Origin of the sequence: Streptomyces cinerochromogenes (genome assembly GCF_014648635.1) — a bacterium.
Lineage (GTDB): Bacteria > Actinomycetota > Actinomycetes > Streptomycetales > Streptomycetaceae > Streptomyces > Streptomyces cinerochromogenes.
Genome location: NZ_BMRM01000009.1, coordinates 151,253 through 174,386, shown reverse-complemented (window position 1 = coordinate 174,386; position 23,134 = coordinate 151,253). Strand labels below are relative to the sequence as shown.

Here is a 23,134-nt window from a genome sequence, read left to right as displayed (position 1 = left end):
CCGTTTTCGTCCGCCGCCCGGGTGACCGCGGCCCCGTACCCTTGACCCCGATGAGACGCCGTACGCCGCCCCCGCCCGCCCCGCTCCCCCAGCGCGAGGGAGTCGACCCCGTACGGGTGCGGCTGCCGGCGGACGGGGCCTGGGCCACCGTCCGGGAGCACCTCGTGGAGCGGCTCACGGGAGCCGGGCCCGGGACGGTCGAGTCGATGTTCGCCGCGGGGCTGGTGGTCGGGGCCGACGGGCGGGCCGTGGCACCGGACGCGCCGTACCGGCCGGGGATGTTCGTGTGGTTCCACCGGGACCTGCCCGCCGAGGTGCCGGTGCCGTTCCCGGTGGAGGTGGTGTACCGGGACGAGCACATCGTGGTGGCCGACAAGCCGCACTTCCTGGCCACGACCCCGCGCGGCATGCATGTCGCCGAGACCGCGCTGGCCCGGCTCCGGCGCGAGCTGGGTATCCCGACGCTGACGGCGGCCCACCGGCTGGACCGGCTCACCGCCGGACTGGTGCTGTTCACGGTCCGGCCGGAGGAACGCGGCGCCTACCAGAGGCTGTTCCGGGACCGGCAGGTACGCAAGGAGTACGAGGCCGTGGCGCCGTACGATCCCGCGCTCGTCCTTCCCCGGACCGTGCGCAACAGGATCGTGAAGGAGCGCGGGGTGCAGGCCGCCCGGGAGGTCGAGGGCGAACCGAACGCCGAGACCCGGGTGGAACTGACCGGGCACCGGGAAGGCCTGGCCCGCTACCGCCTCCTCCCGGCGACCGGCCAGACCCACCAGCTCCGGGTCCACCTGAACACGCTGGGCGTCCCCATCCTCGGCGACCCGCTGTACCCGGAGGTCACTCCCCCGGTACCGCCCGGCGACTTCCGGCGCCCCCTGCAACTCCTCGCCCGTTCCCTGGAGTTCACCGACCCGGTCACCGGTACGGCCCACACGTTCGCCAGCCGCCGCGGCCTGCGGGCGTGGACGTCGTACGACGCGTGGGCCGCGGGCGGCTAGCCCGTCCTCACTCCCCGCGCCACCAGACCAGCAGTCGGCGCCACAGGCCCCGGGGGCGGAGGGGCTCCGGGGCCGCGGGGGGCGGGGCCGGGGTGGGAGCGGGACGGGGGGCGGGACGGGGGTCGGCGGGGGGTGCGGGGTCGGTGCTGAGGGTGCCGATCTGCCAGTGGGAGCGCTGCTGTGGCAGGGGCATGGCCTGCGGGGGCAGGTCGACGTCCTGCTGCGGCTTGGGTTCGAAGCGCACCGGCAGCGCCACCAGGTGCCGGGAGGCGATGGACTGCCGCCAGTGCAGGTCCTCCTCGGCGCAGTCGAGCTGGATGTCGGACAGCCGCGTGAGCAGCGCGTCGACGCCGACGTCCGCGATGGCGCGGCCGATGTCCTGGCCGGGGCACTCGTGCGGGCCGCCGCCGAAGGCGAGGTGCGCGCGGTTGCCCTGCATGCTCGCGGACAGGTCGGGCCGTACCCGCGGGTCGACGTTGCCCGGCGCGGGCGCGAAGAGCAGCCCGTCGCCCTTGCGGATCTGCTGTCCGCCCAGCTCGGTGTCCTGCTTGGCGTAGTAGCCGAAGACGGTGCTGAACGGAGGTTCGTCCCACAGGGACTGCTCGATCGCCTCCGGCACCGTCATCTGCCCGCCGTTGAGCTGGGCACGGAAGCCCGGCTCGGTGAGGACCATGCGCAGGGCGTTGGCGAGGAGGTTGGCGGTGGCCTCGTAGGCCGCGAAGAGGACGACCCGCAGGTGTTCGCGGACCTCGTCGTCGGTGAGCCGGGCCGGGTGGGTGATGAGGTGGCTGGTGAAGTCGTCCTCGGGGCGGGCACGCCGCCGGGTGGTGAGCCGGCTCAGCGCGTCCATGACGTAGGTGTGGCTCTGGATGGCGGTCTCGGTGCCCTTGAGGGCGTCCCGGGCGGCCTGCACCATGCGGTCGTTGTACTCCTCGGACATGCCGAGGATCTCGCACATCACGGCCATCGGCAGGTGCTCGGCGAACTGGGACACCAGCTCGGCCCGGCCGCGCTCGCAGAAGCCGTTGACCAGGATCTGGGTGTAGCGCCCGATGTGGCGGCGCACACTGCGGTGGTCGATGGTCTCCATGGCCGCGGTGACGGCGCCCCGCAGCCGCTTGTGCTCCTCGCCCTCGGCGTGGGAGCAGATGGGCTGCCAGGCGATGTGGGGCATGAGCGGGTGGTCGGGCTTGACCCTGCCGTCGAGCAGCGGGGACCAGATCCGGCTGTCGCGGGTGAACTGGGAGGCCTGGCGCACCAGCTGGAGGTTCTCGGCGTGGCCGAGGACCACCCACATCGGTACGTCGTCGTGCAGCAGCACGGGCGCGACGGGGCCGTGCTCCTCGCGCAGGCGCTCGTAGAGGTCACCGAGGTCCTCCGTGTCGGGGCCGTAGAGCCGGCGCGGTCCGGCGGTGCCGAGGCCGTGCGCGGGGCAGCCCGGCGGCGGACCGGAGAGGGTGTCGTGTGTGCCGGTCGGTGAGGGGGATTCAGGCGTCACAGTGGTCGCTCCGGAACGGGAAAACGGAAAAGGAGGGGCGGGGTGTCGGGGGGCTGCCGGTCAGGTGAGGGCGCGGGACATGGCGATCGAGTGCAGGAAGCGCATCAGGGTCATCAGCACGTCCTTGCTGGAGGCCCGGCGGCGCACATCGCACTCGATGATCGGGATCTCCGGGCCCAGGTCGAGCGCGGTGCGCAGTTCCTCGACGGGGTAACGGGGGGCGTCGGGGAAGGTGTTGACGGCGACGACGAAGGGCACGCCGCCCTCCTCCAGCCGGCCCATGACGTCGAAGCTGACCTCCAGGCGCCGGGTGTCGACCAGGACGACCGCGCCGAGCGCGCCTTCGAACAGGCCGTTCCACAGGAACCAGAAGCGCTCCTGGCCGGGGGTGCCGAAGAGGTAGAGCACCAGTTTCTCGGTGATGCTGATGCGGCCGAAGTCCATGGCCACGGTGGTGGCCGTCTTGGAGTCGGAGCCGTAGTTGTCGTCGACGCCGATACCGGCCTGGGTCATGGTCTCCTCGGTGGTCAGCGGTCTGATCTCGCTGACCGAACCGACCATGGTGGTCTTGCCGACGCCGAAGCCGCCCACGATCACGATCTTCACCGCGGCCTGCGCCGTGTGCGGCAGGTGGTCCTCGGTGCGTGGTCCGGGGAGGGTGTCAGAGCCGTTGAAGTCCATGCATCACCGCTTCGAGGAGTGAACGGTCGGGGAGCGCCTGGCGGACGACGGGGGCGTGCGCCTGCACCAGTTCGGCCGTGATCAGCTCGGTGAGCAGGACGGTCATCGTGCTGAACGGCAGTCGGAGGTAGGCCGACAGCTCCGCCACGGAGAGCGGGGCCTGGCAGAGCCGGAGCACCGCCGCCTGCTCCGGGGTGGCGGAGACCGGGGGCGCGCAGCGCGCCATGATCAGGGTCACCAGATCGAGTTCGGCGCGGCCGCCCTCGCCGGATCCGGTGACGGAGTACAGCCGTTCCGGGATGCTGCCCGGTCCCCGGCCGGCCGCCGCCTCCGTGGTCTCCGCCGCCTCCGGTGACGGGGGCTGCGGCAGCTCGTACGGCTGCGCGGGCTGCGGTGCCGGAGGGGCCGGCAAAGGCTGCGGCCGGCGCCGCGTGCGTCGTGGAGGGGTCATACGGTCTGCCCGTTCCGCCGGGGCGGACTGGTGAGATGGCCGCCGATCCGGACGACGAGGTCGCGCATCATGCCGCTCATCCGCCCCGGTTCGCAGGTCACGTCCGACAGCACGGCGAGGTAGGCGCCGGGGCCGGCGTTCATCAGGTAGAAGTAGCCGCCCTCGATCTCGAAGACGACCGTCTTCATGTCGCCGGCGCCGGGCAGCTCCTGGATGATGGCGCTGGCCAGGCTCTGTACGCCGGCGCAGGCGGCGGCCACCCGGTCGGCGGCGTCGGGGTCGCCGCCGTAGCGGGCGATGCGCAGTCCGTCGGCGGAGAGGACCACGATCATCTCGATGCCCGGCACGCCGTCGTTCAGCTGCTTGAGCATCCAGTCCAGGTTGCCTCGCTGCTGGATCACTTGAGGTCCCCCTCGTCGTCGGCCTCGGTGGCGCCCTCGGTGACGCCTTCGGCGGAGTCGGCCGAATCGTTGAGCAGATGCAGGTACTTGGTGGGGTGGAGCGTGAAGTCGGTCAGTTCGTGGGTGGGGGTGTCCGGGGGCATGCCCTTGCGCAGGCCGTTCCAGAAGTCCTCCATCCACATGCCCGGCGGCCGTTCCCTGAGCTTCTTGATCTCGGGGTCCATCTCGGGCTCGGGTTCCGGTTCCGGCTTCCTCTGGGCCCAGACGGACGGCCGGCCCTCGCGTTCGGCGCGTTCGATGGCGGCCTTCTCGGCGTACCGCTGGCTGAGCGGGGTCTTCATCCGGCTGCGGCGCTGCGGCAGGCCGCCCGCGGTCCATTCGGTGACCTCGGGGATGTCGTCCTCCAGCGAGACGCCGGCGGGGATCTTGGGGCTGGTGGGGCGGCGCTTCTTCGCCGGGCGCTTGGGGCCCTCGACGGCGTCCGCCGTCGGGATCTGGGCGGCGGCGGCACCGATGCCGTGGGCCTGCACGGCGCCGACCCCGGGCTCGGTGGTCGTCATGACGCGCGGGACGACGAGGATGGCGCGGACACCGCCGTACGCGGAGGCGCGCAGCGAGACCTCCATGTCGAACCGCTTGCACAGGCGGCCGACGACGGCGAGGCCGAGGCGCGGGTTCTCGCCGAGGTTGTGCGCGTCCTCGCCGTTCTTGGCGTCCTCGATCATCTGCTCGATGCGGGCGCGGGACTCCTCGCTGAGGCTGACCCCGCAGTCCTCGATCTCGATGACGACGCCCGACTGCACCTCGACGGCGGTGACGTGCACCTTGGTCGTGGGCGGCGAGTAACGGGTGGCGTTGTCGAGGAGTTCGGCGGCGGCGTGGATGATCGGCTCGACCGAGGTGCCCTTGATGTTGATGTTGACGATCGAGGCGAGGTTGATGCGGCGGTACTCCAGGATGCGCGACATCGCGCCGCGCAGCACGCTGTAGAGGGAGACCGGCTGGGGCCACTGGCGGCCGGGCCGCCCGCCGCCGAGGACGGAGATGGTGTCGGCGAGCCGGCCGATCAGCGAGGTGCCGTGGTCGATGCGCAGCAGGTCGTCGAAGACCTCCGGGTTGCGGCCGTGGTCCTCCTCCATCTCGCGGAGTTCCTGGGCCTGCTGGTGGACGATGGCCTGGACGCGGCGGGCGACGCTCACGAAGGAGCGCTCGGTGGCGTCGCGCATCGAGATCTCCTGGTCGGCACCGCGCAGCGCGATGCGCACCAGTTCGCGGTAGCCCTCGGGCAGGCCGCGCAGGGAGGGGTCGGCGTCGAAGACGTCGCGTACGGCGTTGCGCAGCACCTGGCCGCGGCGCAGCCGGTAGAAGCCGTTGGGCAGGATCTCGGTGGCGAGGCGCTCCATCAGCGCGTTGTGCGCGGCGATCCGCTGTTCCAGCGTCGCGGCGTGACGGGCGTGTTCGGCCTTCGCCTCGCGCAGCAGACGGCCGCGGCGGGCGGCCTCCCCGGCCGTGCCGAGGACCAGCAGTACCGCCAGCGCTCCGCACACGCCGACGGCGAGCCGGGCCGAAGGCGGTACCAGGGCGACGGCGGTTCCGGCCGCCGCGGCCATCACTATGGCCGGCGGCAACAGCACACGCGCATAGGGCCGTTCACGGCGACCGGGAGGCTTCTGAACACTCACCATGGATGCCTTCTGGGACGAATCGGCTGGGTGTCGGGGGGGCTTTCGGGGGGAAGGTTCAGGTAACTGTCGGGATCTTCTGCATGTTTGGGAACAGGCGCGCGAATTGCCTCAACTCGGTGCGCCGCGGGCGAGCTTAGTCCGACCGGATCATCGCCGTGTCATATTCGGCAAGCACCTGAAATCGCCCCCGAAGGAGGAGTAGCCTCAACTCCTTTTGCACGGTGCGCTCCCACTCGCACACCATGCGTAACGGCGAACGGGCGTACGAAAGCCACTCACCGTGAAGAGTGAAAAAGCGACCGAGGCCGCATCCCTGCGCCCTCGGTCGCCGTTCCCTTCGCCGTGACCGCCATCCGCGGTCACGTGCCGAACGTCAGGTCACCCCACCGACGAGTAGGCGACGACGCCCCGCAGCAACTGGTCGACCGCCTTGCGTGCGGCCTTGGCCACGGTCGAGCCCTCCGCGGGGGCCGCCGCCGAGATCTGCCCCAGCACGTCGATGACCTGCTTGCACCAGCGCACGAAGTCACCGGCCGGCATCTCCGCCTCGCGCAGCACCTCGTCGAGTCCCGTGCCGGACGCCCACATGTACGCGGCCCAGGCGAACCCGAGATCCGGCTCCCGCTGCCCGACACCCTCGGTCTGGTTGATCCGGAACTCCTCCTCCAGCCCGTCGAGCCGGCCCCAGATGCGGACCATCTCGCCGAGCGCGGCCTTGGCCTTGCCGGAGGGCAGCTTGGGCGCCAGCGCGTCGTCGCCGACCCGTGCCTCGTACACCAGGGCCGAGACGCACGCCGCCAGTTCGGCCGGGGAGAGCCCCTCCCAGACCCGCTCGCGCAGGCACTCGCTGGCCAGCAGGTCCAGTTCGCCGTACAGCCGCGCGAGCCGCTTGCCGTGCTCGGTGACCTCGTCCCCGCGCAGGTAGTCCAGCTCGGTCAGCAGGGCCACGATCCGGTCGAAGGTCCGCGCGATGGTGTTGGTACGGCCCTCGATGCGCCGCTCCAGCTGCGAGGTGTCGCGCAGCAGCCGGTGGTAGCGCTCGGCCCAGCGGGCGTGGTCCTCACGGTCGTTGCAGCCGTGGCACGGGTGGGCCCGGATCGCGGTGCGCAGCCGGGCGATCTCGCGGTCGTCGGCGGCCTGGGACCGCTTCTTGCGTGCCCGCTCCGGCGGGATGTGCCCGGCCTTGGTGCGCAGCGCCGAGGCGAGGTCCCGGCGGGACTGCGGCGAGCGCGGGTTGAAGGACTTCGGGATCCGCATCCGGTCCAGCGGCTCGACCGGCACGGGGAAGTCCATCGACGCCAGCCGCTTGACCTGCCGTTCGGCGGTCAGCACCAGCGGGCGCGGCCCGTCCTGGTGGTCGAAGCCGCGGTGGCCGTTGGACCGGCCGGCGGGCAGGCCCGGGTCCAGCACCAGGGCGAGGCCCGCGTACTTGCCGGTGGGGACGTGGATGACGTCGCCGGGCTTGAGCTTCTCCAGGGCGCCGGCGGCCTCGGCGCGGCGCTGGTTGGCGCCCTGCCGGGCCAGCTCGGTCTCCCGGTCCTTCAGCTCCCGGCGCAGCCGCGCGTACTCCTCGAAGTCGCCGAGGTGGCAGGTCATGGAGGCCTTGTAGCCGGCCAGCCCCTCCTCGTTGCGCTGCACCTGGCGGGAGATGCCGACGACCGACTTGTCGGCCTGGAACTGCGCGAAGGAGGTCTCCAGCAGCTCGCGCGAGCGGTGCCGGCCGAACTGCTCGACCAGGTTGACCGCCATGTTGTACGACGGCTTGAAGCTGGAGCGCAGCGGGTAGGTGCGGGTGCCCGCCAGGCCGGCGAGGTGCTCCGGGCTCATGGCGCGCTGCCAGAGCACCACCGCGTGGCCCTCGACGTCGATGCCGCGGCGGCCGGCGCGGCCGGTCAGCTGGGTGTACTCGCCGGGCGTGATGTCGGCGTGCTGCTCGCCGTTCCACTTGACGAGCTTCTCCAGCACCACCGAGCGGGCGGGCATGTTGATGCCGAGCGCGAGGGTCTCGGTGGCGAACACGGCCTTGACCAGGCCGCGCACGAACAGCTCCTCCACGACCTCCTTGAAGGTCGGCAGCATGCCCGCGTGGTGGGCGGCGATGCCGCGCTCCAGGCCCTCCAGCCATTCGTAGTACCCGAGGACGTGCAGGTCCTCGGTGGCGATGTGGGCGGTGCGCTCCTCGACCAGGGCGCGGACCCGGTCCCGCGCCTCCTCGTCGTTGAGCCTGAGGCCCGCGTACAGGCACTGCTGGACGGCGGCCTCGCAGGCGGCCCGGCTGAAGATGAAGGTGATGGCCGGGAGCAGCCCCTCGGCGTCGAGGCGCTCGATGACCTCCGGGCGGCCCGGGGTCCACACCCGCGAGCGCTGTCTGCGCTCGCGCTCCCGGTCGGCCTCGCGCATCGCCCGGCCCCGCCTGCGGTCCTGGTACGACGGCCTCGTCGCCTCCATGCGGGCCAGGCGGACCAGGTCGGGGTTGACGGCCTTCTTGTGGCCCTCGCCCTCCTCGAACAGGTCGTACATCCGGCGTCCGGCGAGCACGTGCTGGAACAGGGGGACGGGCCGGTGCTCGGAGACGATCACTTCGGTGTCGCCGCGGACGGTGTCCAGCCAGTCACCGAACTCCTCCGCGTTGGAGACGGTGGCGGAGAGCGAGACCAGGGTCACCGACTCGGGCAGGTGGATGATCACCTCCTCCCAGACGGCGCCGCGGAAGCGGTCGGAGAGGTAGTGCACCTCGTCCATGACCACGTAGCCGAGGCCGAGGAGGGTCTGCGAGCCGGCGTAGAGCATGTTCCGCAGCACCTCGGTGGTCATCACGACCACCGGGGCGTCGGAGTTCACGCTGTTGTCGCCGGTGAGCAGGCCGACCTTCGCCGCGCCGTAGCGCCGGCACAGGTCGGCGTACTTCTGGTTCGACAGCGCCTTGATGGGTGTCGTGTAGAAGCACTTCTTGCCCTGCCGCAGGGCGAGGTGGACGGCGAACTCGCCCACGATCGTCTTGCCCGAGCCGGTGGGGGCGGCCACCAGCACGCCCTTCCCCGCTTCGAGTGCCTTGCAGGCCTCGATCTGGAAGGGGTCGAGGCCGAAGTCGTACATCTCGCGGAAGGAGGCGAGTGCGGTGGCCTGCTCGGCTGCCCGCCTGCGGGCTGCCGCGTACCGCTCGGCCGGTGAGAGGTCCTCTGTCATCGTGCTTTCGAGCGTACCGGGCTCCACTGACAACAGGACGATCATTATCCGGATCGTTGGCCCTGCGCGGGGCGGCGCCGAGGGGCCGGAAGGACGGATGCCCCCGCACCTGTGAGGTGCGGGGGCATCGCGCGTGGCGGCTCGGTGAAGGCCAGGTCAGGTCAGGTCAGGTCACGTCAGGTCACGTCGTCGTAGCCGTTGACCCGGTCGGTGCTCGCCTGCTCGGGCAGGGCACGGGTGGCGGGGACGGGTTCGACGTCGCCGATGTCCTCGGGGGTGAGGTCCAGCTCGGAGGCCTCGTCGTCGGCGGGGCCCGCTGCGTCGCGGCGGCGCCTGCGACGGTCGTTGAGCAGCGAGAAGCAGCACGCGCCGAAGTACAGCACCCAGATCGGCCCGGCCAGGGCCAGCATGGACAGCGGGTCGGTGCTCGGCGTGGCCACGGCGGCGAAGACCGTGATGCCCAGGATCATGGCCCGCCACCAGCCGATCATCCGCTTGCCGGTCAGCACCCCGGTGAGGTTGAGCATGATCAGCAGCAGCGGCAGCTCGAAGGACAGACCGAAGACGATCACCATGCGCGTGACCAGCTGGAGCAGGTCGTCGAGCGGCAGCAGGTTGGCGATCCGGCCGTCCGGGGTGAAGCCGAGCAGCACCTTCGCGGTGGTCGGCAGCACCTTGTACGCGAAGAAGGCACCGGCGAAGAACAGGGGGGCGCCGGTGAAGACGAAGGCGTACGCGTACTTCTTCTCGTGCCGGTGCAGTCCCGGGGCCACGAACGCCCAGAGCTGGTAGAGCCAGATCGGCGACGCGAACACGACGCCGGCCATCAGCGAGACCTGCAGCGCCAGCGTGAAGGGGGCGAGCAGGCCGTTGATCGTGATCTGCGCACACGGCTGCGTCTTGGCAGTCGAGTGGGCCAGTTCCGCGAAGCTCTTCCCGCAACCGACCGAGTCGAGGATCGGCTGGGTCAGGAAGTTGATGATGTCGTTGTAGAAGAAGGCGGCGACCACCGTCACGACGACGATGGCCAGCATGGCCTTCGCGAGCCGGTTGCGGAGCTCACGAAGGTGATCCGCAAGGGGCATCCGCCCCTCGGGATCCTTCTCCTTGTTGCGGGCAGACTTGAGCAACCCACGTCCTCATCTCGTGCGGCAGGCCGGGGGTTTCCGGCCCTGCGTCAGCGCTGGGTGGTGTCCGTCGGCTCGTTGACCGGCCGCGAGCTGGTCACGTCGCCGGGGGCCGCCTGGATGGTGCGCTGGGCCGGGGGCTGCTCGTTGGGGGCGGGCGCCTGGGCGGAGGCGTTCCCGTCTTCCTTCATCGCCTTGGCCTCGCTCTTGAGGATGCGCGCGGACTTGCCGAGCGAGCGGGCCATGTCCGGAAGCTTCTTCGCGCCGAACAGCAGGATGATGACGACGAGGATGAGAATGATCTCGGGAGCTCCGAGCCTTCCGAACATAAGTCTTTACCTTCTCACCGAGGCGGCTGGGGTGGGATGCTGTCCGACCAGTCGGACATGTGTCCGATGGTCGTGCTGTCAGCGATCGTAACGCTCAGGGGTAAACGTGAGGCAATCCCCGTGCGTACTCCCGGTCCGCGGTACGGGCCTCGTTCTCCGCACCGCGACCAGCAGCGTACCTGTCCCGGAGGGCAGCATGACAGGGCGAAGTGACGCAAAGCGCTTGCCCCGCCGGACCCGCAGGCCCCCCTCGACGCGGCTCACAGGGCGTCCACGGCGCGGGCCGCGCCCACGGCCGCCCGCTCCAGGTCCTCGGCGGCCCGGTTGATGCGGCGCGCGGAGTCCGCCACCTGCCGCCCCAGGCGCCGCGCCTCCAGGAACACCCGGACGGCGAGCACGCCGAGGACGGCGAGACCCAGGAAACCCACGGCTACCGCGAACATCGGCCAGAACATGACGTCGAGACTAGACCGTCCGCCGCCGCTGGGCGCAGCCGGCTACACCGTGGAGTGCAGCCTGAGGGTCCGCACGCCGCCGCCGGTGAGCAGCTCGACGATCCGCTCCCCGGCGGGTTTGCGGACCGCGGCGCCGCAGTCGGGGCAGGTGAAGGAGTAGAACGTGGTCCGGCTGCTGGCGCCGATGGCGAGGCGCAGGGCGCTCGCGGCCAGCTCGAAGCGGCCCCGGCAGTCGGGGCAGCCGGCCCGGAACACCACCGGGACCGCTCTGCGCATCCCGGCGAAGGCGGTCGCCACCGTCATCTCCTGCGGACGCTCGCTCACAGGCCTCGCTCCTCTTCTCTGGTCCGCCGGGCGCGCGGCCGGGAGTGCCGCGTGGTGCCGTCGCGCGTCCGCGGTGCCGTGGTGGCCGGCCGCGCCCACGCGGCGGAGCCGCACATGCGGCACGGCCCCGCGCCCTTTCGGGCGCTCTCACCGCCCGGAGTGCGCCGGCTCCGCCGTGTCGTACGCCGCCAGTGCCTTTGCCGCCGCTCCGCGGGCGCTGTCGGCCAGCTCCGGCGGCGAGACGATCCGGCCGTCGCGGCCGAGCCGCAGGGCGAGCCGGCGCAGGGAGGCCGGGTCGGGGGTGCGCAGAGTGATACGCAGTCCGCCGTCGGGAAGCTCATCGGCGCTGTCGTGCGGGTAGTACTCGGCGACCCAGCGGCCGCCGGGGCCGACCTCGATCACGACCTCCGGGTCCTCGGCGGCCGGCTGCACCAGGGCCTCGGAGAGGTCACGCAGCTCTATCTCGGGCGGGGCCGAGGGCTCGTCGAGGATGCGGATCTCGGCGACCCGGTCGAGCCGGAAGGTACGCCGGGCCTCGGAGCGGCGGCACCAGGCCTCCACATAGGTGTGGCCGACGCTGACCAGCCGGATGGGGTCGATCTCACGCTCGGTGACCTCGTCGCGGGCCGGGGAGTAGTAGCGGATCCACAGCCGGCGGCGCTCGGAGATCGCCCGGTCGACGTCGGCGAAGACACCGCCCTCGGACTCGAAGGTCACCGACAGGCGGGAGCTGGCCCCCGCGGCCTCGCCGGCCGCGGCCTCCACCTTCGCGGTGGCCCGCAGCAGCGCCTGCCGGTCGCCCTCCCGGAGGCCGGGCAGGGTCGAGACCGCGCGGGCGGCGACCAGCAGCGCGGTGGCCTCGTCGGCGGCGAGCCGGAGCGGTTCGGCCGCCTCCTCGCCGAGCGCGGCCGGGTTGTGCCACCAGATGCGCTCGCCGTCGGTGTCGATGTCGAGCAGGTCGCCGCCGCGGAAGCTGGTGCCGCACATGGGCAGCAGGTCGAGGTCGGCGACCAGCTCGTCCTCGGTGATGCCGAAGGCACGCGCGACATCGGCGATCCGGGCGCCCGGGCGCTCTCTGAGATAGGTCACCAGGGAGAGCATCCGCCGCGTCTGGTCGATGGCGTTGACCGTCCTGGCCGGTTTGACTGCCACAGTCCCGCTCCCCCTTCAGCCCTTGGCCACGGCACGCAGCCGGTCCACCACGTCGGCCCGCAGCTCGGCCGGCTCCAGCACCACCACGTCCGGCCCGAACTCCACCAGCCAGGCGTCCAGGCCGTGCCCGTACGGAATCTCCAACTCGTCCCAGCCGTTCCCGAGTTCCCGGACCTCGGTGGCCTTCGCCCGAAGGGGGTAGCCGGCGCCGGAACGCAGCCGGATCAGCGCCGAGCGGTCGGCGATCTCACCGGCCCAGCCCGCGACGGTCTCGCGCACGGTGACGACGTCCGGCACGGGCGCGGTGAAGCCCGTACCACGGGAACGCACCTTGCCGGTGATCCGGGAGAGCCGGAAGACGCGCTCGGCGCCCCGGTCGCGGTCGAAGCCGGCCAGGTACCAGTGGCCGCGCCAGCACTCCAGCGCCCACGGCTCGACGTGCCGGGGCTCGGGGCGGGCGGCGGAGGCCTTGCGGTACTCGAAGACGACGGGCCGGCGGTCGCGGCAGGCCAGCATCAGCGGCTCGAAGGCGGCCTCGTGCACCGGGATGCGCGGCTCCAGCGCGCCGTGCGCCCCGTACGGGTCGACGTCCTCGGGCAGGCCCGCGGCGCGCAGCTTCTGCAGGGCACCGCTGGCGGCCCCGGCCAGCCGGGCCTGCTGCCAGACCTTGGCGGCCAGGCCCAGGGCGGCGGCCTCCTCGGCGTCCAGGGTGATGGGGGGCAGCCGGTTGCTGTCGCGGCGGGCGAGGTAGCCCACCTCGCCCTCGATGTTCTCGACGGTGGCGATGACCAGGCCCAGCTCGCGCAGGTCGTCCTTGTCCCGCTCGAACATGCGGTTGAAGGAGTCGTCGCTGCCCGCTTCCAGATAGGCCTCGATCGACTCCCGCAGCTCGCGCTTGCTGAGCGGCCGGCGGGTGCCGAGCAGACACAGCGCGAGGTTCATCAGCCGCTCGGCCTTGGCAATGGCCATCGACGCCCTTCGCCTTCCCTATGGTGCTTCTGACCGATGACCGTACCGCTCCGCGGGGCCGTGACAAAAGCCGAGGGCCCATGCCCGAGCAGGCATGGGCCCCAGGTGATCGGAACCGGTCGCATCCGGCCGGGCGATCGGGCGTGGATCAGACGCCGAGCAGGTCCACCACGAAGATGAGCGTCTCGCCCGGCTTGATCGCCGGGGTCGGGCTCTGGTCGCCGTAGGCGAGGTGGGCGGGGATGGTCAGCTGGCGCCGGCCGCCGACCTTCATGCCCTGCACGCCACGGTCCCAGCCCTGGATGACCCGGCCCGCGCCCAGCGGGAAGCGGAACGGCGCGTTGCGGTTCCAGCTGGCGTCGAACTCCTCACCGGTGCTGAAGGCGACACCCACGTAGTGGACGGTGACGGTCTGACCGGCCTGCGCGACCGGGCCGTCGCCCTCCCAGATGTCCTTGATCTCAAGGTCCGCCGGAGGCTCGCCGCCCGGGAAGTCGATCTCGGGCTTCTCGATGCTCACGTCAAAAGCTCCTTGTGTACGACACGAAACAGCGACAGTCTTTCATCCCCGCCGCCCTCCCGCCCGCCCGGGCGGCACCGGCGCTACATCGCCGCGAGGATGTCCACCGTGAACACCAGGGTGGAACCCTTCTTGATCACCCCGCCGCTCGGCGGATTGTCCCCGTACCCCAGCTCCGGCGGGACCACGATCAGCACCCGGCTGCCCACCTTCTTGCCGGTCAGCCCCTGCGCGAGCCCCTTGACCGCCTGCTGCATCTGCTCCAGCCCGAACTGGCTCAGCCGGCCCGAGCCGTACGTCCGCTGGAACGTCTTGCCGCCGTCCCAGACCAGCCCCTGGAACTGGCACAGCACCGCCTGGTCGCCCTTCAGCTCCGGCCCGTCCCCCTCCAGCACGTACGCCGACACGAGCTTCTTCGGCGGGTCCGTCTTCGGCACGGTGACCTTCGGCACCAGCCCGTCGGTGTTGGTGCCCACCTTCGGCAGCGCGGCGTCGTCCTGAGCGACCGCCTTGCCCTTGGCGGAACTCCTGGAGTTGAACGAATCGATCAGGTCGATGACGAAGACCAGCGTGTCGGTGCCCTTGATGCCCGCCTGCGCGTTGCCCCCCTTGCCGTAGCCCAGCTCGGGCGGGACGGCGATCTCGACACGGCTGCCGGTCTTCTTGCCCGCGAGCCCGTACCGCCAGCCGTCGATGACGCTGCCCTGCGCCAGCTGGATCACCAGCGGGCGCTTGCGGTCGTAGGAGTTGTCGAAGACCTTCCCCGTGCTCCAGATCGCGCCGAGATAGTCCGCCTTCACGAAGTCGTTCTCCGCGACCACACGGCCACCGCCCGCGATCAGCGTCTTCACCGCCAGATCCTTCGACGGCTCCCCCGACCCCTTGGCCACGGTCGGCTTCTCGCCGAACCTCGTCCCCGCCGTGACCGCCGGCAGCGGCCCGTCCACGATCTTCGGCGGCGGCGCGGAGGACGCCGAGGCCGACGGCGAGGCGCCGGTCCTGCTGGAGTCGGACTTGTCCTCACCGCATCCGGCGAGTGTGACCAGCCCTGCGGGTACGGCGGCCAGGAGGAGTGAGCGTCGGCGCACGGAAGAGCCTCGTAATCGGTCGGTCTTTCGGATGGAGTGCGCGCAACTCTACGACCTGAGAAGGGCGCCGTACGGGAAACGTACGGCGCCCGTGTGGCGTTCCGGCACCTGCGCGGCACCGACGCCCGACTCCCCGACCGGCCCTACATACCGGCGATCAGCTTCTCCACCCGGTCGTCCACCGAACGGAACGGGTCCTTGCACAACACGGTGCGCTGCGCCTGGTCGTTGAGCTTCAGGTGCACCCAGTCGACCGTGAAGTCCCTGCGCTGCTCCTGCGCCCGCCGGATGAAGTCGCCGCGCAACCGGGCCCGAGTGGTCTGCGGCGGAACCGACTTGCCCTCGAAGATCTTCAAGTCGTTGCAGATCCGGGCCGCCTGCCCCTTCTTCTCCAGCAGGTAGTACAGGCCACGACGACGGTGGATGTCGTGATAGGCGAGGTCTATCTGAGCGACCCGCGGATGCGACATCGTCATGTTGTGCTTGGCCCGGTACCGCTCGATGAGCTTGTACTTCATGACCCAGTCGATCTCGGTCTCGATGCGGTCCAGTTCCTCGCTCTCGATCGCCTCCAGCGTGCGGCCCCACAGCTCCAGCACCTGCGCGACCGTGCCGGTGCGGATACCCCGCCGGTCGCAGAAGTCCAGCGCCTTGTCGAAGTACTCGCGCTGCACCTCCAGCGCCGAGGCCTCCCGGCCACTGGCCAGCCGCACCTTGCGCCGGCCCGTGATGTCGTGGCTGACCTCGCGGATCGCCCGGATCGGGTTCTCCAGCGTCAGGTCACGCATCACCGTCCCCGCCTCGATCATGCGCAGCACCAGGTCGGTGGCACCGACCTTGAGCAGCATCGTCGTCTCCGACATGTTCGAGTCACCGACGATCACGTGCAGCCGGCGGTACCGCTCCGCGTCCGCGTGCGGCTCGTCACGGGTGTTGATGATCGGCCGGGAACGCGTCGTCGCCGAGGAGACGCCCTCCCAGATGTGCTCCGCGCGCTGGCTCACGCAGTACACGGCACCGCGCGGAGTCTGCAGCACCTTGCCGGCACCGCACAACAGCTGCCGGGTGACCAGGAAGGGGATGAGGATGTCCGCGAGCCGGGAGAACTCCCCGTGCCGCGCCACCAGGTAGTTCTCGTGGCAGCCGTAGGAGTTGCCCGCCGAGTCGGTGTTGTTCTTGAAGAGGTAGACGTCGCCTGCGATTCCCTCCTCGTGCAGGCGTCGTTCCGCGTCCACCAGGAGTCCTTCGAGAATGCGCTCGCCGGCCTTGTCGTGGGTGACCAGTTCGGTCACGTTGTCACACTCGGGTGTCGCGTATTCCGGATGTGAGCCCACGTCGAGATACAGCCGGGCGCCGTTCCGCAGAAAGACATTGCTGCTGCGGCCCCATGACACGACACGGCGGAAGAGGTACCGCGCCACCTCGTCAGGAGACAGGCGGCGCTGTCCCCTGAACGTGCACGTGACGCCGTACTCGTTCTCCAGCCCGAAAATGCGGCGGTCCATGAGGGAACATTACGCCCGATCCCCCGAGCTGAAACGGGGTTCGACGGCACGATTTGGATCATTTTCCGATGAAGCCGCAACAACCCCGCCCCGCGCGGGAGCTGCGAGGACCCGTCCGGTGGCCAGCAGGACCAGCAGCGACACCGCCCCCGCCGCACCCGGCAGCGCGAAACCCCACAGCGCGCCACCGGCCTGGACCACCGGCCCCGCCAGGCCCGTTCCCACCGACGCACCCACCGTGAACGTCGTCACCAGCCAGGAGAACGCCTCCGTGACCGTCCCGCTCGGCGCGTGCCGGTCCACGATGATGAACGCACAGGCGATGCACGGCGCCAGGAACACCCCCGAGACCACACTCAGCAGCACCATGGCCACAGCACCCGGCATCAGCATCAGCGGCAGGTAACACACCGCCAGAAGAGCCGTCAGCACCCTCAGTCGCCGCTCCGGAGCACCGGCCCACTGCCGCGCACCGTAGACCGTGCCACCGGCCAGCGCCCCGAGCCCCAGCCCCGCCATCAGCCACCCGTACACCGCGTCACCGCCGTGCCCGTCGGCGTACGACACCGACGCCACCGTGATGGAACCCAGCGCGATCCCCACGAACAGGAACGCCGCCAGCAGCGCCAGCAGCCCCGGCGAACGCAGCGCCCCCAGCCAGTGCGCCTCCCGCGGCGCCGACCGCCACGCACGCGACGGCGGCGACACCACCACCGACAGCGCCCCCAGCACACCCAGCAGGTTCAGCACCAGCAGGGCCGCGCGCTCGTCCCACACCGACACGCACAGCGTCACCAGCAGCGGGCCGACGGTGAACATCACCTCCTGCGCGATCGCGTCCATGGCGTACGCCGTGTGCACCTGCTCCTCCCGGGCCAGCACCGACGGCCACAGCGCCCGCAGACCGCCCTCCAGCGGCGGCGTGAACAGCCCGGCCACCCCCACCGCGGCATAGGCCAGCGGCAGCGGATCCGTGCCGCAGAACGCGAACAGCGTCATCGCCAGCGCCGCGACCACGGCGGCGGGCAGCTGGACCCGCGGCTGGCCGTACAGGTCCACCAGCCGGCCCAGCACCGGCTGGCCCACCGCGTTCGCCACGCCGTACACGGCCGCGAGAGCGCCCGCCAGGCTGTACGTTCCGCCCTCGGCCCGCACGAACAGCACCAGGGCGATCGCGGCCGTCGCGTTGGGCAACCGGCCCACCAGGGTCCCCGTCAGCAGCCGCAGGGCGTGCCTCGCCCGCAGGATCTCCAGGTACCCCGCCGCCATGTCCAGCCTCCCGTGCCTCGCCCGGGACGCCGCGACGGCCCGAAGTGTTACGTATAACGTCCCTCTTCATACGTACCATGTGCGCTGTCACACGTCCAGACGACCGGGAGAGAGTCGTGGCCCGCAGCAACACCCGCCCGACCAGCCGGGACGTCGCCCACGCAGCAGGCGTCTCCCAAGCCGCCGTCTCCCTCGTCCTCGGCGACAAATGGCGCGGCCGGGTCTCCGAGACCACCGCCGAACGCGTCCGCGAAGCCGCCCGCGAACTCGGCTACCGGCCCAACCTCGCCGCCCGCAACCTCCGCCTCGGCCACACCCGCACCGTCCTCCTCGTCGTCCCCGCCCTCACCACCGAGTTCTTCGCCGGCGTCTACACCGGCGCCGCACGCATCGCCGCCCGACACGGCTTCGGCGTCGTCCTCTACCCCTCCCCCGAAGGCATCGGCCCCGCCCGCAACCCCTTCGCCTCCGCCCAGGCCGCCCTCGACGGCGTCATCGCCTCCTCCATGGCCGCCGACGCCCTCACCGCCATCCGCGGCGACCAGCTCCCCCTCGTCATGCTCGACAGCGACCCCGCCGGCAGCCTCGGCGCCGCCACCGTCAACCTCGACATCACCGACGGCATACGCCAGGTCACCGACCACCTCCTCGGCCTCGGCCACCGCCGCATCCTCCACCTCGCCGCCGACGTACCCTCCTGGACCTTCGACATCCGCGCCAGAGAACTCGCCGCACGCATGGCCACCGTCCCCGGCACCGAGATCCGCACCGCCCGCGCCCCCATCTCCATCGACGGCGCCCGCACCGCCACCGAAACCGCCCTCACCGCCCCCGGCCCCCGCCCCACGGCCATCGTCTGCGACGACGACAAACTCGCCGCCGGCGCCTACAAGGCCCTCCGCCGCCTCGGCCTGCGCATCCCCGACGACATCTCCGTCACCGGCCTCGACGACCTCGCCCTCGCCACCGCCATCGACCCCGAACTGACGACCGTGCGACTCGACGCCGAGACCTTCGGAGAACGCGGCATGCAAGCCCTCCTCGCCGTCCTGGACGGCCGCGAACCGGAGGGCGGCGACATCCCCGTCCACCTCGTCGTACGAGGCTCCACAGCACCCCCGCGCACCGCCGGATAAGCCGAGTGCCCCGACCGGATCACCGGCCGGGGCACTCGCACACCTGAGCGAGAAGGATCACTCCTCCTCGGAACCGCCCTCCTCCGAGGTCTCCGCCTCCGTGCCCGCACCGTCCGCCGCCAGCAGACGCGCCAGCTGACGCCCCACGATCCGCTTGAACTTGCGCTTCTGCGGCCGCGTACGATCCAGCACCGCCACCTCCAGGCGCTCCGCCGGAATCTCCCGCTCACTGCCGTTGGTGTCCCGCGACAGCGCCTGCACCGCCAGCTTCAACGCCTCCGCCAACGACATCCCGTCACGATGACGCTGATCCAGGAAGCTGCTGATCTGCTCGGCGTTACCACCCACCGCGACCGAACCGTGCTCATCCACGATCGACCCGTCATGCGGCAGCCGGTAGATCTGGTCACCCTCCGGGGTCTCCCCCACCTCGGCGACCACCAGCTCCACCTCGTACGGCTTCTCGGCCGCCGAGGAGAAGATCGTGCCCAGCGTCTGCGCGTACACGTTCGCCAGACCCCGGGCCGTCACATCGTCCCGGTCATAGGTGTAACCCCGCAGGTCGGCGTAGCGCACACCACCGATCCGCAGATTCTCGTACTCGTTGTACTTGCCGGCCGCCGCGAAGCCGATCCGGTCATAGATCTCGCTGAACTTGTGCAGCGCACGGGACGGGTTCTCGCCGACGAACACAATGCCGTCGGCATACTGCAGCACGACCAGGCTGCGGCCACGGGCGATGCCCTTCCGGGCATACTCCGCCCGGTCCGCCATCGCCTGCTGAGGTGAGACATAGAACGGCGTCGACACCGGTTATCCGTCCCTTTCTGTCATGGTCACTGGATCACCTTGAAAAGAACCGGGCCCGCACTCAGAGCAGCGCGGCCTTCGGACCGTCCGGCTCCTCCAGACGCTTCTGGAGCACCGCACGGGACAACTCCGACGCCTCGTCCTCCGTGAGCCGGCGGAAACCGTCCTCGGTGATCACCGTGATGATCGGGTAGATCCGGCGGGCGACATCGGGACCACCGGTCGCCGAGTCGTCGTCAGCCGCGTCATACAGAGCCTGCACCACCAGCGTGGCCGCCTGCTCCTCGGTCAGGTCGTCACGGAACAGCTTCTTCATCGCACCCCGCGCGAAGATCGAGCCGGAACCCGTCGCCGCGTAGTTGTGCTCCTCCGAACGCCCGCCCGTGACGTCGTACGAGAAGATCCGCCCCCGCTCACGGTCCACGTCGTACCCCGCGAACAGAGGCACCACGGCCAGGCCCTGCATGGCCATGCCGAGGTTGGAACGGATCATCGTCGACAGCCGGTTCGCCTTGCCCTCCAGCGACAGCTGCGCACCCTCGACCTTCTCGAAGTGCTCCAGCTCCAGCTGGAAGAGCTTCACCATCTCCACGGCGAGACCGGCGGTACCGGCGATACCCACCGCCGAGTACTCGTCCGCCGGGAAGACCTTCTCGATGTCCCGCTGGGCGATGACGTTCCCCATCGTCGCCCTGCGGTCACCGGCGAGCACCACGCCACCCGGGAACGTCACGGCGACGATCGTCGTCCCGTGGGGTGCCTCGATCACACCCTGCGTGGGCGGCAGCTGCCGGTTGCCGGGCAGCAGCTCCGGCTGGTGCTCGGCGAGGAAGTCCATGAAGGAGGAGGACCCTGGCGTCAGGAAGGCAGCTGGTAGACGCCCGGTGCCACGAGAGTTGGCTTCCACAAGTTTCCTTCCACGTAAGCAGCAGCCCGCCTGATGACCTCGGGCTGATCCTTGAACTGCCCCAGTGCGGCGTTGCAGCTGAAGCACAGTACGCCACGGACCCTACCCGTCTCATGGCAGTGATCCACATGTGCCGGCACAGCGCTCAGACAGATACAACAGACGCCCCCTTGAGAGGCGATCAACGCGTCACACCCGGCTCGGGTGAGGCCGTACGTGCGCCTCAGGTGGTCCTCCCGCCCGAGCGCCGCCCGGCACGCCTTGCAGCGCGTCGACAGCCCGTCGGAAGCCGACGCGTTGCGATGCCATTCGCCGTGCGGTTTGACCTCGCCGCACGTGCGGCAGAGCTTGTACCCGGCCGGGACGTCCGCCTTCTCCCGGACCGGCTTCCCCATGGCCTCCCGGCGGCGCCGGTAGTGCGCGGCGCTGTACTCCGCCACGCACTCCCGGCAGTGCACCTGGAGGCCGTCACGCCGGTTCCTGTCCTTGGCGAAGGAGGCGAGAGGCAGCTCACGCCCGCACTTCCTGCATTCCTTCGCGTTCGGCTCCTCAACCACCCGACTCCCCCGCGTCCTTCATTTCGAAGGCAAGGCGACCATGTCGCCTTTACTGTCCGCCTTTTTGCACGAAGGACCGCACGAAATCCTCGGCGTTTTCCTCGAGTACGTCGTCGATCTCGTCCAGCACCGAGTCCACGTCGTCGCTCAGCTTCTCGTGCCGTTCCTTGAGGTCCTCCGAGGCCTGCGCGTCCTGCGCCTGCTCCTCGACCTCTTCGGTGGACCGGGTGGCCTTCTGCTGGCCGCCGCCGGTGTCCTTGGTTGCCATAACCCTCACCCCGCTCAGTTCGCCTGCCGATCGGTGATGATCAGACCCTATAGGCCGGGTCCGACATCGGCCCCGCAGTTTCCACAACGTGCGGGGGCCACCTCGATGATTCCCGGGCGGTGGGGTTTCCACCCTGTCCGCCCGGGGCGGTACGAGTACCCGCTGATCGTGCTCAGCCGCCGGACAGCACCCTGACCAGGTCTTCCGCGGTGCGGCAGCGGTCCAGCAGCTCCTTGACGTGATTTCGCGTTCCGCGTAGCGGTTCCAGGGTTGGAACGCGCTGCAACGAGTCCCGGCCCGGGAGGTCGAAGATGACCGAGTCCCAGCTCGCGGCCGCGACGTCGTCGGCGTACTGCTCCAGGCAGCGGCCGCGGAAGTAGGCGCGTGTGTCCTCCGGCGGCTTCGTACGGGCCTCGTCGACCTCGGACTCGTCCAGCAGGCGCTTCATGCGTCCGCGGGCCGCCAGGCGGTTGTAGAGGCCCTTCTCGGCGCGTACGTCGGCGTACTGGAGGTCGACCAGGTGGAGCCGGGCGGCGTCCCAGTCGAGGTCGTCGCGGCGGCGGTAGCCCTCCATGAGTTCCCGTTTGGCGACCCAGTCGAGTTCGCCGGCGAGGCTCATGGGGTCGTTCTCCAGCCGGGTGAGGGTGTCCTCCCAGCGGCTGAGGACGTCCTTGGTCTGGTCGTCGGCGTCGGCGCCGAAGCGTTCTTCGACGTATTTGCGGGACAGCTCGTAGTACTCCATCTGGAGCTGGACGGCTGTGAGGGTCCGGCCGCTGCGCAGGGTGACCAGGCGTTTCAGCGAGGGGTCGTGGGAGACCTGGTGGAGGGTGCGTACGGGCTGGTCGACGGCGAGGTCCACGGCGATGAAGCCGTCCTCGATCATGGAGAGGACGAGGGCGGTCGTGCCGAGCTTGAGGTACGTGGAGATCTCGGAGAGGTTGGCGTCGCCGATGATCACGTGGAGGCGGCGGTACTTCTCCGCGTCGGCGTGGGGTTCGTCGCGGGTGTTGATGATGGGGCGCTTGAGGGTGGTTTCGAGGCCTACCTCGACTTCGAAGTAGTCGGCGCGCTGGCTGATCTGGAAGCCGTGTTCGTGTCCGTCCTGGCCGATGCCGACGCGGCCGGCTCCGGCGAAGACCTGGCGGGAGACGAAGAACGGGGTCAGGTGACGCACGATGTCGGAGAAGGGGGTTTCCCGCTTCATGAGGTAGTTCTCGTGCGTGCCGTAGCTGGCGCCCTTGTTGTCGGTGTTGTTCTTGTAGAGGTGGATGGGCTGGGCGCCGGGGAGCTGTGCGGCTCGTTCCGCGGCTTCGGCCATGATGCGTTCGCCGGCCTTGTCCCAGAGGACGGCGTCGCGGGGGTTGGTGACCTCGGGGGCGCTGTATTCGGGGTGGGCGTGGTCGACGTAGAGGCGTGCGCCGTTGGTGAGGATCACGTTGGCGAGGCCGATGTCCTCGTCGGTGAGCTGGCTGGAGTCGGCGGCTTCCCGGGCGAGGTCGAAGCCTCGTGCGTCCCTCAGGGGGTTTTCTTCCTCGAAGTCCCAGCGAGCCCGGCGGGCCCGGTGCATCGCCGCCGCGTAGGCGTTGACGATCTGGGATGAGGTGAGCATGGCATTGGCGTTGGGGTGGCCGGGGACGGAGATCCCGTACTCCGTCTCGATGCCCATTACTCGCCGTACGGTCATGCGGCCCTCCTTGCCCGGCGGCACCCTCGGTCGTGGGCGCCGCTCGCGTCCCGCTGGCGCTCCGGTGGGTGTGCGGTGCCCGTCCCCGCACTGCGCGACTCGGCGGTAGGAACGAGCCTAGAACGCCTTTG

General features: G+C 70.6%; 23 protein-coding genes. 2 read left to right on the top strand and 21 right to left on the bottom strand.

The genetic code is table 11. The features are described from left to right. Positions 1 to 50 precede the first annotated feature (50 nt). Positions 51 to 1,001, top strand: a complete 951-nt coding sequence (locus IEZ20_RS19145) for an RluA family pseudouridine synthase (RefSeq protein WP_189300225.1) — start codon at positions 51 to 53, stop codon at positions 999 to 1,001. Positions 1,002 to 1,008: 7 nt separating this feature from the next. On the opposite strand, the gene IEZ20_RS19140 is transcribed toward IEZ20_RS19145, so the two are convergent. The 16 genes from IEZ20_RS19140 to IEZ20_RS19065 form a co-directional block, all read right to left on the bottom strand. Further along, complete coding sequence (locus tag IEZ20_RS19140) at positions 1,009 to 2,499, bottom strand: cytochrome P450 (protein ID WP_189300223.1); 1,491 nt, start codon at positions 2,497 to 2,499, stop codon at positions 1,009 to 1,011. A 60-nt stretch (positions 2,500 to 2,559) separates the two neighbouring features. Continuing rightward, positions 2,560 to 3,180, bottom strand: a complete 621-nt coding sequence (locus IEZ20_RS19135; protein WP_189300221.1) for a GTP-binding protein — start codon at positions 3,178 to 3,180, stop codon at positions 2,560 to 2,562. Beyond that, the gene (locus tag IEZ20_RS19130) at positions 3,161 to 3,631 is read right to left on the bottom strand and encodes a DUF742 domain-containing protein (RefSeq protein ID WP_189300219.1); all 471 of its coding nucleotides are present in this window, start codon (positions 3,629 to 3,631) and stop codon (positions 3,161 to 3,163) included. The genes IEZ20_RS19135 and IEZ20_RS19130 overlap by 20 nt, the downstream gene beginning before the upstream one ends. Further along, a complete protein-coding gene (locus IEZ20_RS19125; protein WP_189300217.1) occupies positions 3,628 to 4,032 on the bottom strand; it encodes a roadblock/LC7 domain-containing protein in 405 nt (134 codons plus the stop codon). Before IEZ20_RS19125 ends, IEZ20_RS19130 begins: the two co-directional genes overlap by 4 nt. Then, positions 4,029 to 5,717, bottom strand: a complete 1,689-nt coding sequence (locus IEZ20_RS19120) for a sensor histidine kinase (RefSeq protein WP_229896135.1) — start codon at positions 5,715 to 5,717, stop codon at positions 4,029 to 4,031. Before IEZ20_RS19120 ends, IEZ20_RS19125 begins: the two co-directional genes overlap by 4 nt. A 378-nt stretch (positions 5,718 to 6,095) precedes the next feature. Next, positions 6,096 to 8,948, bottom strand: a complete 2,853-nt coding sequence (locus IEZ20_RS19115) for a DEAD/DEAH box helicase (protein ID WP_189300215.1) — start codon at positions 8,946 to 8,948, stop codon at positions 6,096 to 6,098. A 131-nt stretch (positions 8,949 to 9,079) separates the two neighbouring features. Continuing rightward, positions 9,080 to 10,033 (bottom strand): twin-arginine translocase subunit TatC, encoded by a 954-nt coding sequence (tatC, locus tag IEZ20_RS19110; RefSeq protein WP_189300213.1) that lies wholly within the window; start codon positions 10,031 to 10,033, stop codon positions 9,080 to 9,082. Between the two features lie 47 nt (positions 10,034 to 10,080). Continuing rightward, positions 10,081 to 10,359, bottom strand: a complete 279-nt coding sequence (tatA, locus tag IEZ20_RS19105; RefSeq protein ID WP_189300211.1) for a Sec-independent protein translocase subunit TatA — start codon at positions 10,357 to 10,359, stop codon at positions 10,081 to 10,083. Positions 10,360 to 10,619: 260 nt separating this feature from the next. Beyond that, complete coding sequence (locus IEZ20_RS19100) at positions 10,620 to 10,814, bottom strand: hypothetical protein (RefSeq protein ID WP_189300209.1); 195 nt, start codon at positions 10,812 to 10,814, stop codon at positions 10,620 to 10,622. Between the two features lie 42 nt (positions 10,815 to 10,856). Continuing rightward, the gene (locus tag IEZ20_RS19095; protein WP_189300559.1) at positions 10,857 to 11,117 is read right to left on the bottom strand and encodes a hypothetical protein; all 261 of its coding nucleotides are present in this window, start codon (positions 11,115 to 11,117) and stop codon (positions 10,857 to 10,859) included. Between the two features lie 168 nt (positions 11,118 to 11,285). After that, entirely contained in the window at positions 11,286 to 12,290 is a 1,005-nt protein-coding gene (locus IEZ20_RS19090) for a helix-turn-helix transcriptional regulator (RefSeq protein ID WP_189300207.1), read from the bottom strand. 15 nt (positions 12,291 to 12,305) lie between these two features. Further along, positions 12,306 to 13,259 carry a helix-turn-helix transcriptional regulator gene (locus IEZ20_RS19085; RefSeq protein ID WP_189300205.1) on the bottom strand — a complete coding sequence of 318 codons (954 nt, stop codon included), beginning with the start codon at positions 13,257 to 13,259 and terminating at the stop codon, positions 12,306 to 12,308. Between the two features lie 148 nt (positions 13,260 to 13,407). Beyond that, a complete protein-coding gene (locus IEZ20_RS19080) occupies positions 13,408 to 13,779 on the bottom strand; it encodes an FKBP-type peptidyl-prolyl cis-trans isomerase (protein ID WP_189300203.1) in 372 nt (123 codons plus the stop codon). Between the two features lie 83 nt (positions 13,780 to 13,862). Beyond that, positions 13,863 to 14,867, bottom strand: coding sequence for an FKBP-type peptidyl-prolyl cis-trans isomerase (locus tag IEZ20_RS19075; RefSeq protein WP_189300201.1), 1,005 nt, complete (start codon positions 14,865 to 14,867; stop codon positions 13,863 to 13,865). A 143-nt stretch (positions 14,868 to 15,010) separates the two neighbouring features. Continuing rightward, the gene (gene pafA, locus IEZ20_RS19070) at positions 15,011 to 16,372 is read right to left on the bottom strand and encodes a Pup--protein ligase (RefSeq protein WP_189300199.1); all 1,362 of its coding nucleotides are present in this window, start codon (positions 16,370 to 16,372) and stop codon (positions 15,011 to 15,013) included. Between the two features lie 9 nt (positions 16,373 to 16,381). After that, positions 16,382 to 17,641 carry an MFS transporter gene (locus tag IEZ20_RS19065; RefSeq protein ID WP_189300197.1) on the bottom strand — a complete coding sequence of 420 codons (1,260 nt, stop codon included), beginning with the start codon at positions 17,639 to 17,641 and terminating at the stop codon, positions 16,382 to 16,384. A gap of 116 nt (positions 17,642 to 17,757) precedes the next feature. Here IEZ20_RS19065 and IEZ20_RS19060 point away from each other — a divergent pair, with 116 nt between their 5' ends. Then, entirely contained in the window at positions 17,758 to 18,777 is a 1,020-nt protein-coding gene (locus tag IEZ20_RS19060; protein WP_189300195.1) for a LacI family DNA-binding transcriptional regulator, read from the top strand. 57 nt (positions 18,778 to 18,834) lie between these two features. Here the strand turns inward: IEZ20_RS19060 and prcA are convergent, their stop codons facing one another. The 5 genes from prcA to dop form a co-directional block, all read right to left on the bottom strand. After that, positions 18,835 to 19,587, bottom strand: coding sequence for a proteasome subunit alpha (prcA, locus tag IEZ20_RS19055; RefSeq protein WP_189300193.1), 753 nt, complete (start codon positions 19,585 to 19,587; stop codon positions 18,835 to 18,837). A 61-nt stretch (positions 19,588 to 19,648) separates the two neighbouring features. Beyond that, complete coding sequence (gene prcB, locus IEZ20_RS19050; RefSeq protein WP_189300190.1) at positions 19,649 to 20,494, bottom strand: proteasome subunit beta; 846 nt, start codon at positions 20,492 to 20,494, stop codon at positions 19,649 to 19,651. Beyond that, entirely contained in the window at positions 20,446 to 21,051 is a 606-nt protein-coding gene (locus IEZ20_RS19045) for an endonuclease VII domain-containing protein (protein WP_189300188.1), read from the bottom strand. The genes prcB and IEZ20_RS19045 overlap by 49 nt, the downstream gene beginning before the upstream one ends. 49 nt (positions 21,052 to 21,100) lie before the next feature. Further along, positions 21,101 to 21,319 (bottom strand): ubiquitin-like protein Pup, encoded by a 219-nt coding sequence (locus tag IEZ20_RS19040; RefSeq protein WP_030608326.1) that lies wholly within the window; start codon positions 21,317 to 21,319, stop codon positions 21,101 to 21,103. 172 nt (positions 21,320 to 21,491) lie between these two features. Next, the gene (dop, locus tag IEZ20_RS19035) at positions 21,492 to 23,003 is read right to left on the bottom strand and encodes a depupylase/deamidase Dop (protein WP_373303945.1); all 1,512 of its coding nucleotides are present in this window, start codon (positions 23,001 to 23,003) and stop codon (positions 21,492 to 21,494) included. Between the last annotated feature and the right edge of the window lie 131 nt (positions 23,004 to 23,134).

Coding starts and splice junctions, on each gene's coding strand:
- IEZ20_RS19145 (WP_189300225.1), top strand. CDS start 51: ATGAGACGCCGTACGCCGCCCCCGCCCGCCCCGCTCCCCCAGCGCGAG.
- IEZ20_RS19135 (WP_189300221.1), bottom strand. CDS start 3,180: ATGGACTTCAACGGCTCTGACACCCTCCCCGGACCACGCACCGAGGAC.
- IEZ20_RS19130 (WP_189300219.1), bottom strand. CDS start 3,631: ATGACCCCTCCACGACGCACGCGGCGCCGGCCGCAGCCTTTGCCGGCC.
- IEZ20_RS19120 (WP_229896135.1), bottom strand. CDS start 5,717: ATGGTGAGTGTTCAGAAGCCTCCCGGTCGCCGTGAACGGCCCTATGCG.
- IEZ20_RS19115 (WP_189300215.1), bottom strand. CDS start 8,948: ATGATCGTCCTGTTGTCAGTGGAGCCCGGTACGCTCGAAAGCACGATG.
- tatA (WP_189300211.1), bottom strand. CDS start 10,359: ATGTTCGGAAGGCTCGGAGCTCCCGAGATCATTCTCATCCTCGTCGTC.
- IEZ20_RS19100 (WP_189300209.1), bottom strand. CDS start 10,814: ATGTTCTGGCCGATGTTCGCGGTAGCCGTGGGTTTCCTGGGTCTCGCC.
- IEZ20_RS19095 (WP_189300559.1), bottom strand. CDS start 11,117: ATGACGGTGGCGACCGCCTTCGCCGGGATGCGCAGAGCGGTCCCGGTG.
- IEZ20_RS19085 (WP_189300205.1), bottom strand. CDS start 13,259: ATGGCCATTGCCAAGGCCGAGCGGCTGATGAACCTCGCGCTGTGTCTG.
- pafA (WP_189300199.1), bottom strand. CDS start 16,372: ATGGACCGCCGCATTTTCGGGCTGGAGAACGAGTACGGCGTCACGTGC.
- IEZ20_RS19065 (WP_189300197.1), bottom strand. CDS start 17,641: ATGGCGGCGGGGTACCTGGAGATCCTGCGGGCGAGGCACGCCCTGCGG.
- IEZ20_RS19040 (WP_030608326.1), bottom strand. CDS start 21,319: ATGGCAACCAAGGACACCGGCGGCGGCCAGCAGAAGGCCACCCGGTCC.
- dop (WP_373303945.1), bottom strand. CDS start 23,003: ATGACCGTACGGCGAGTAATGGGCATCGAGACGGAGTACGGGATCTCC.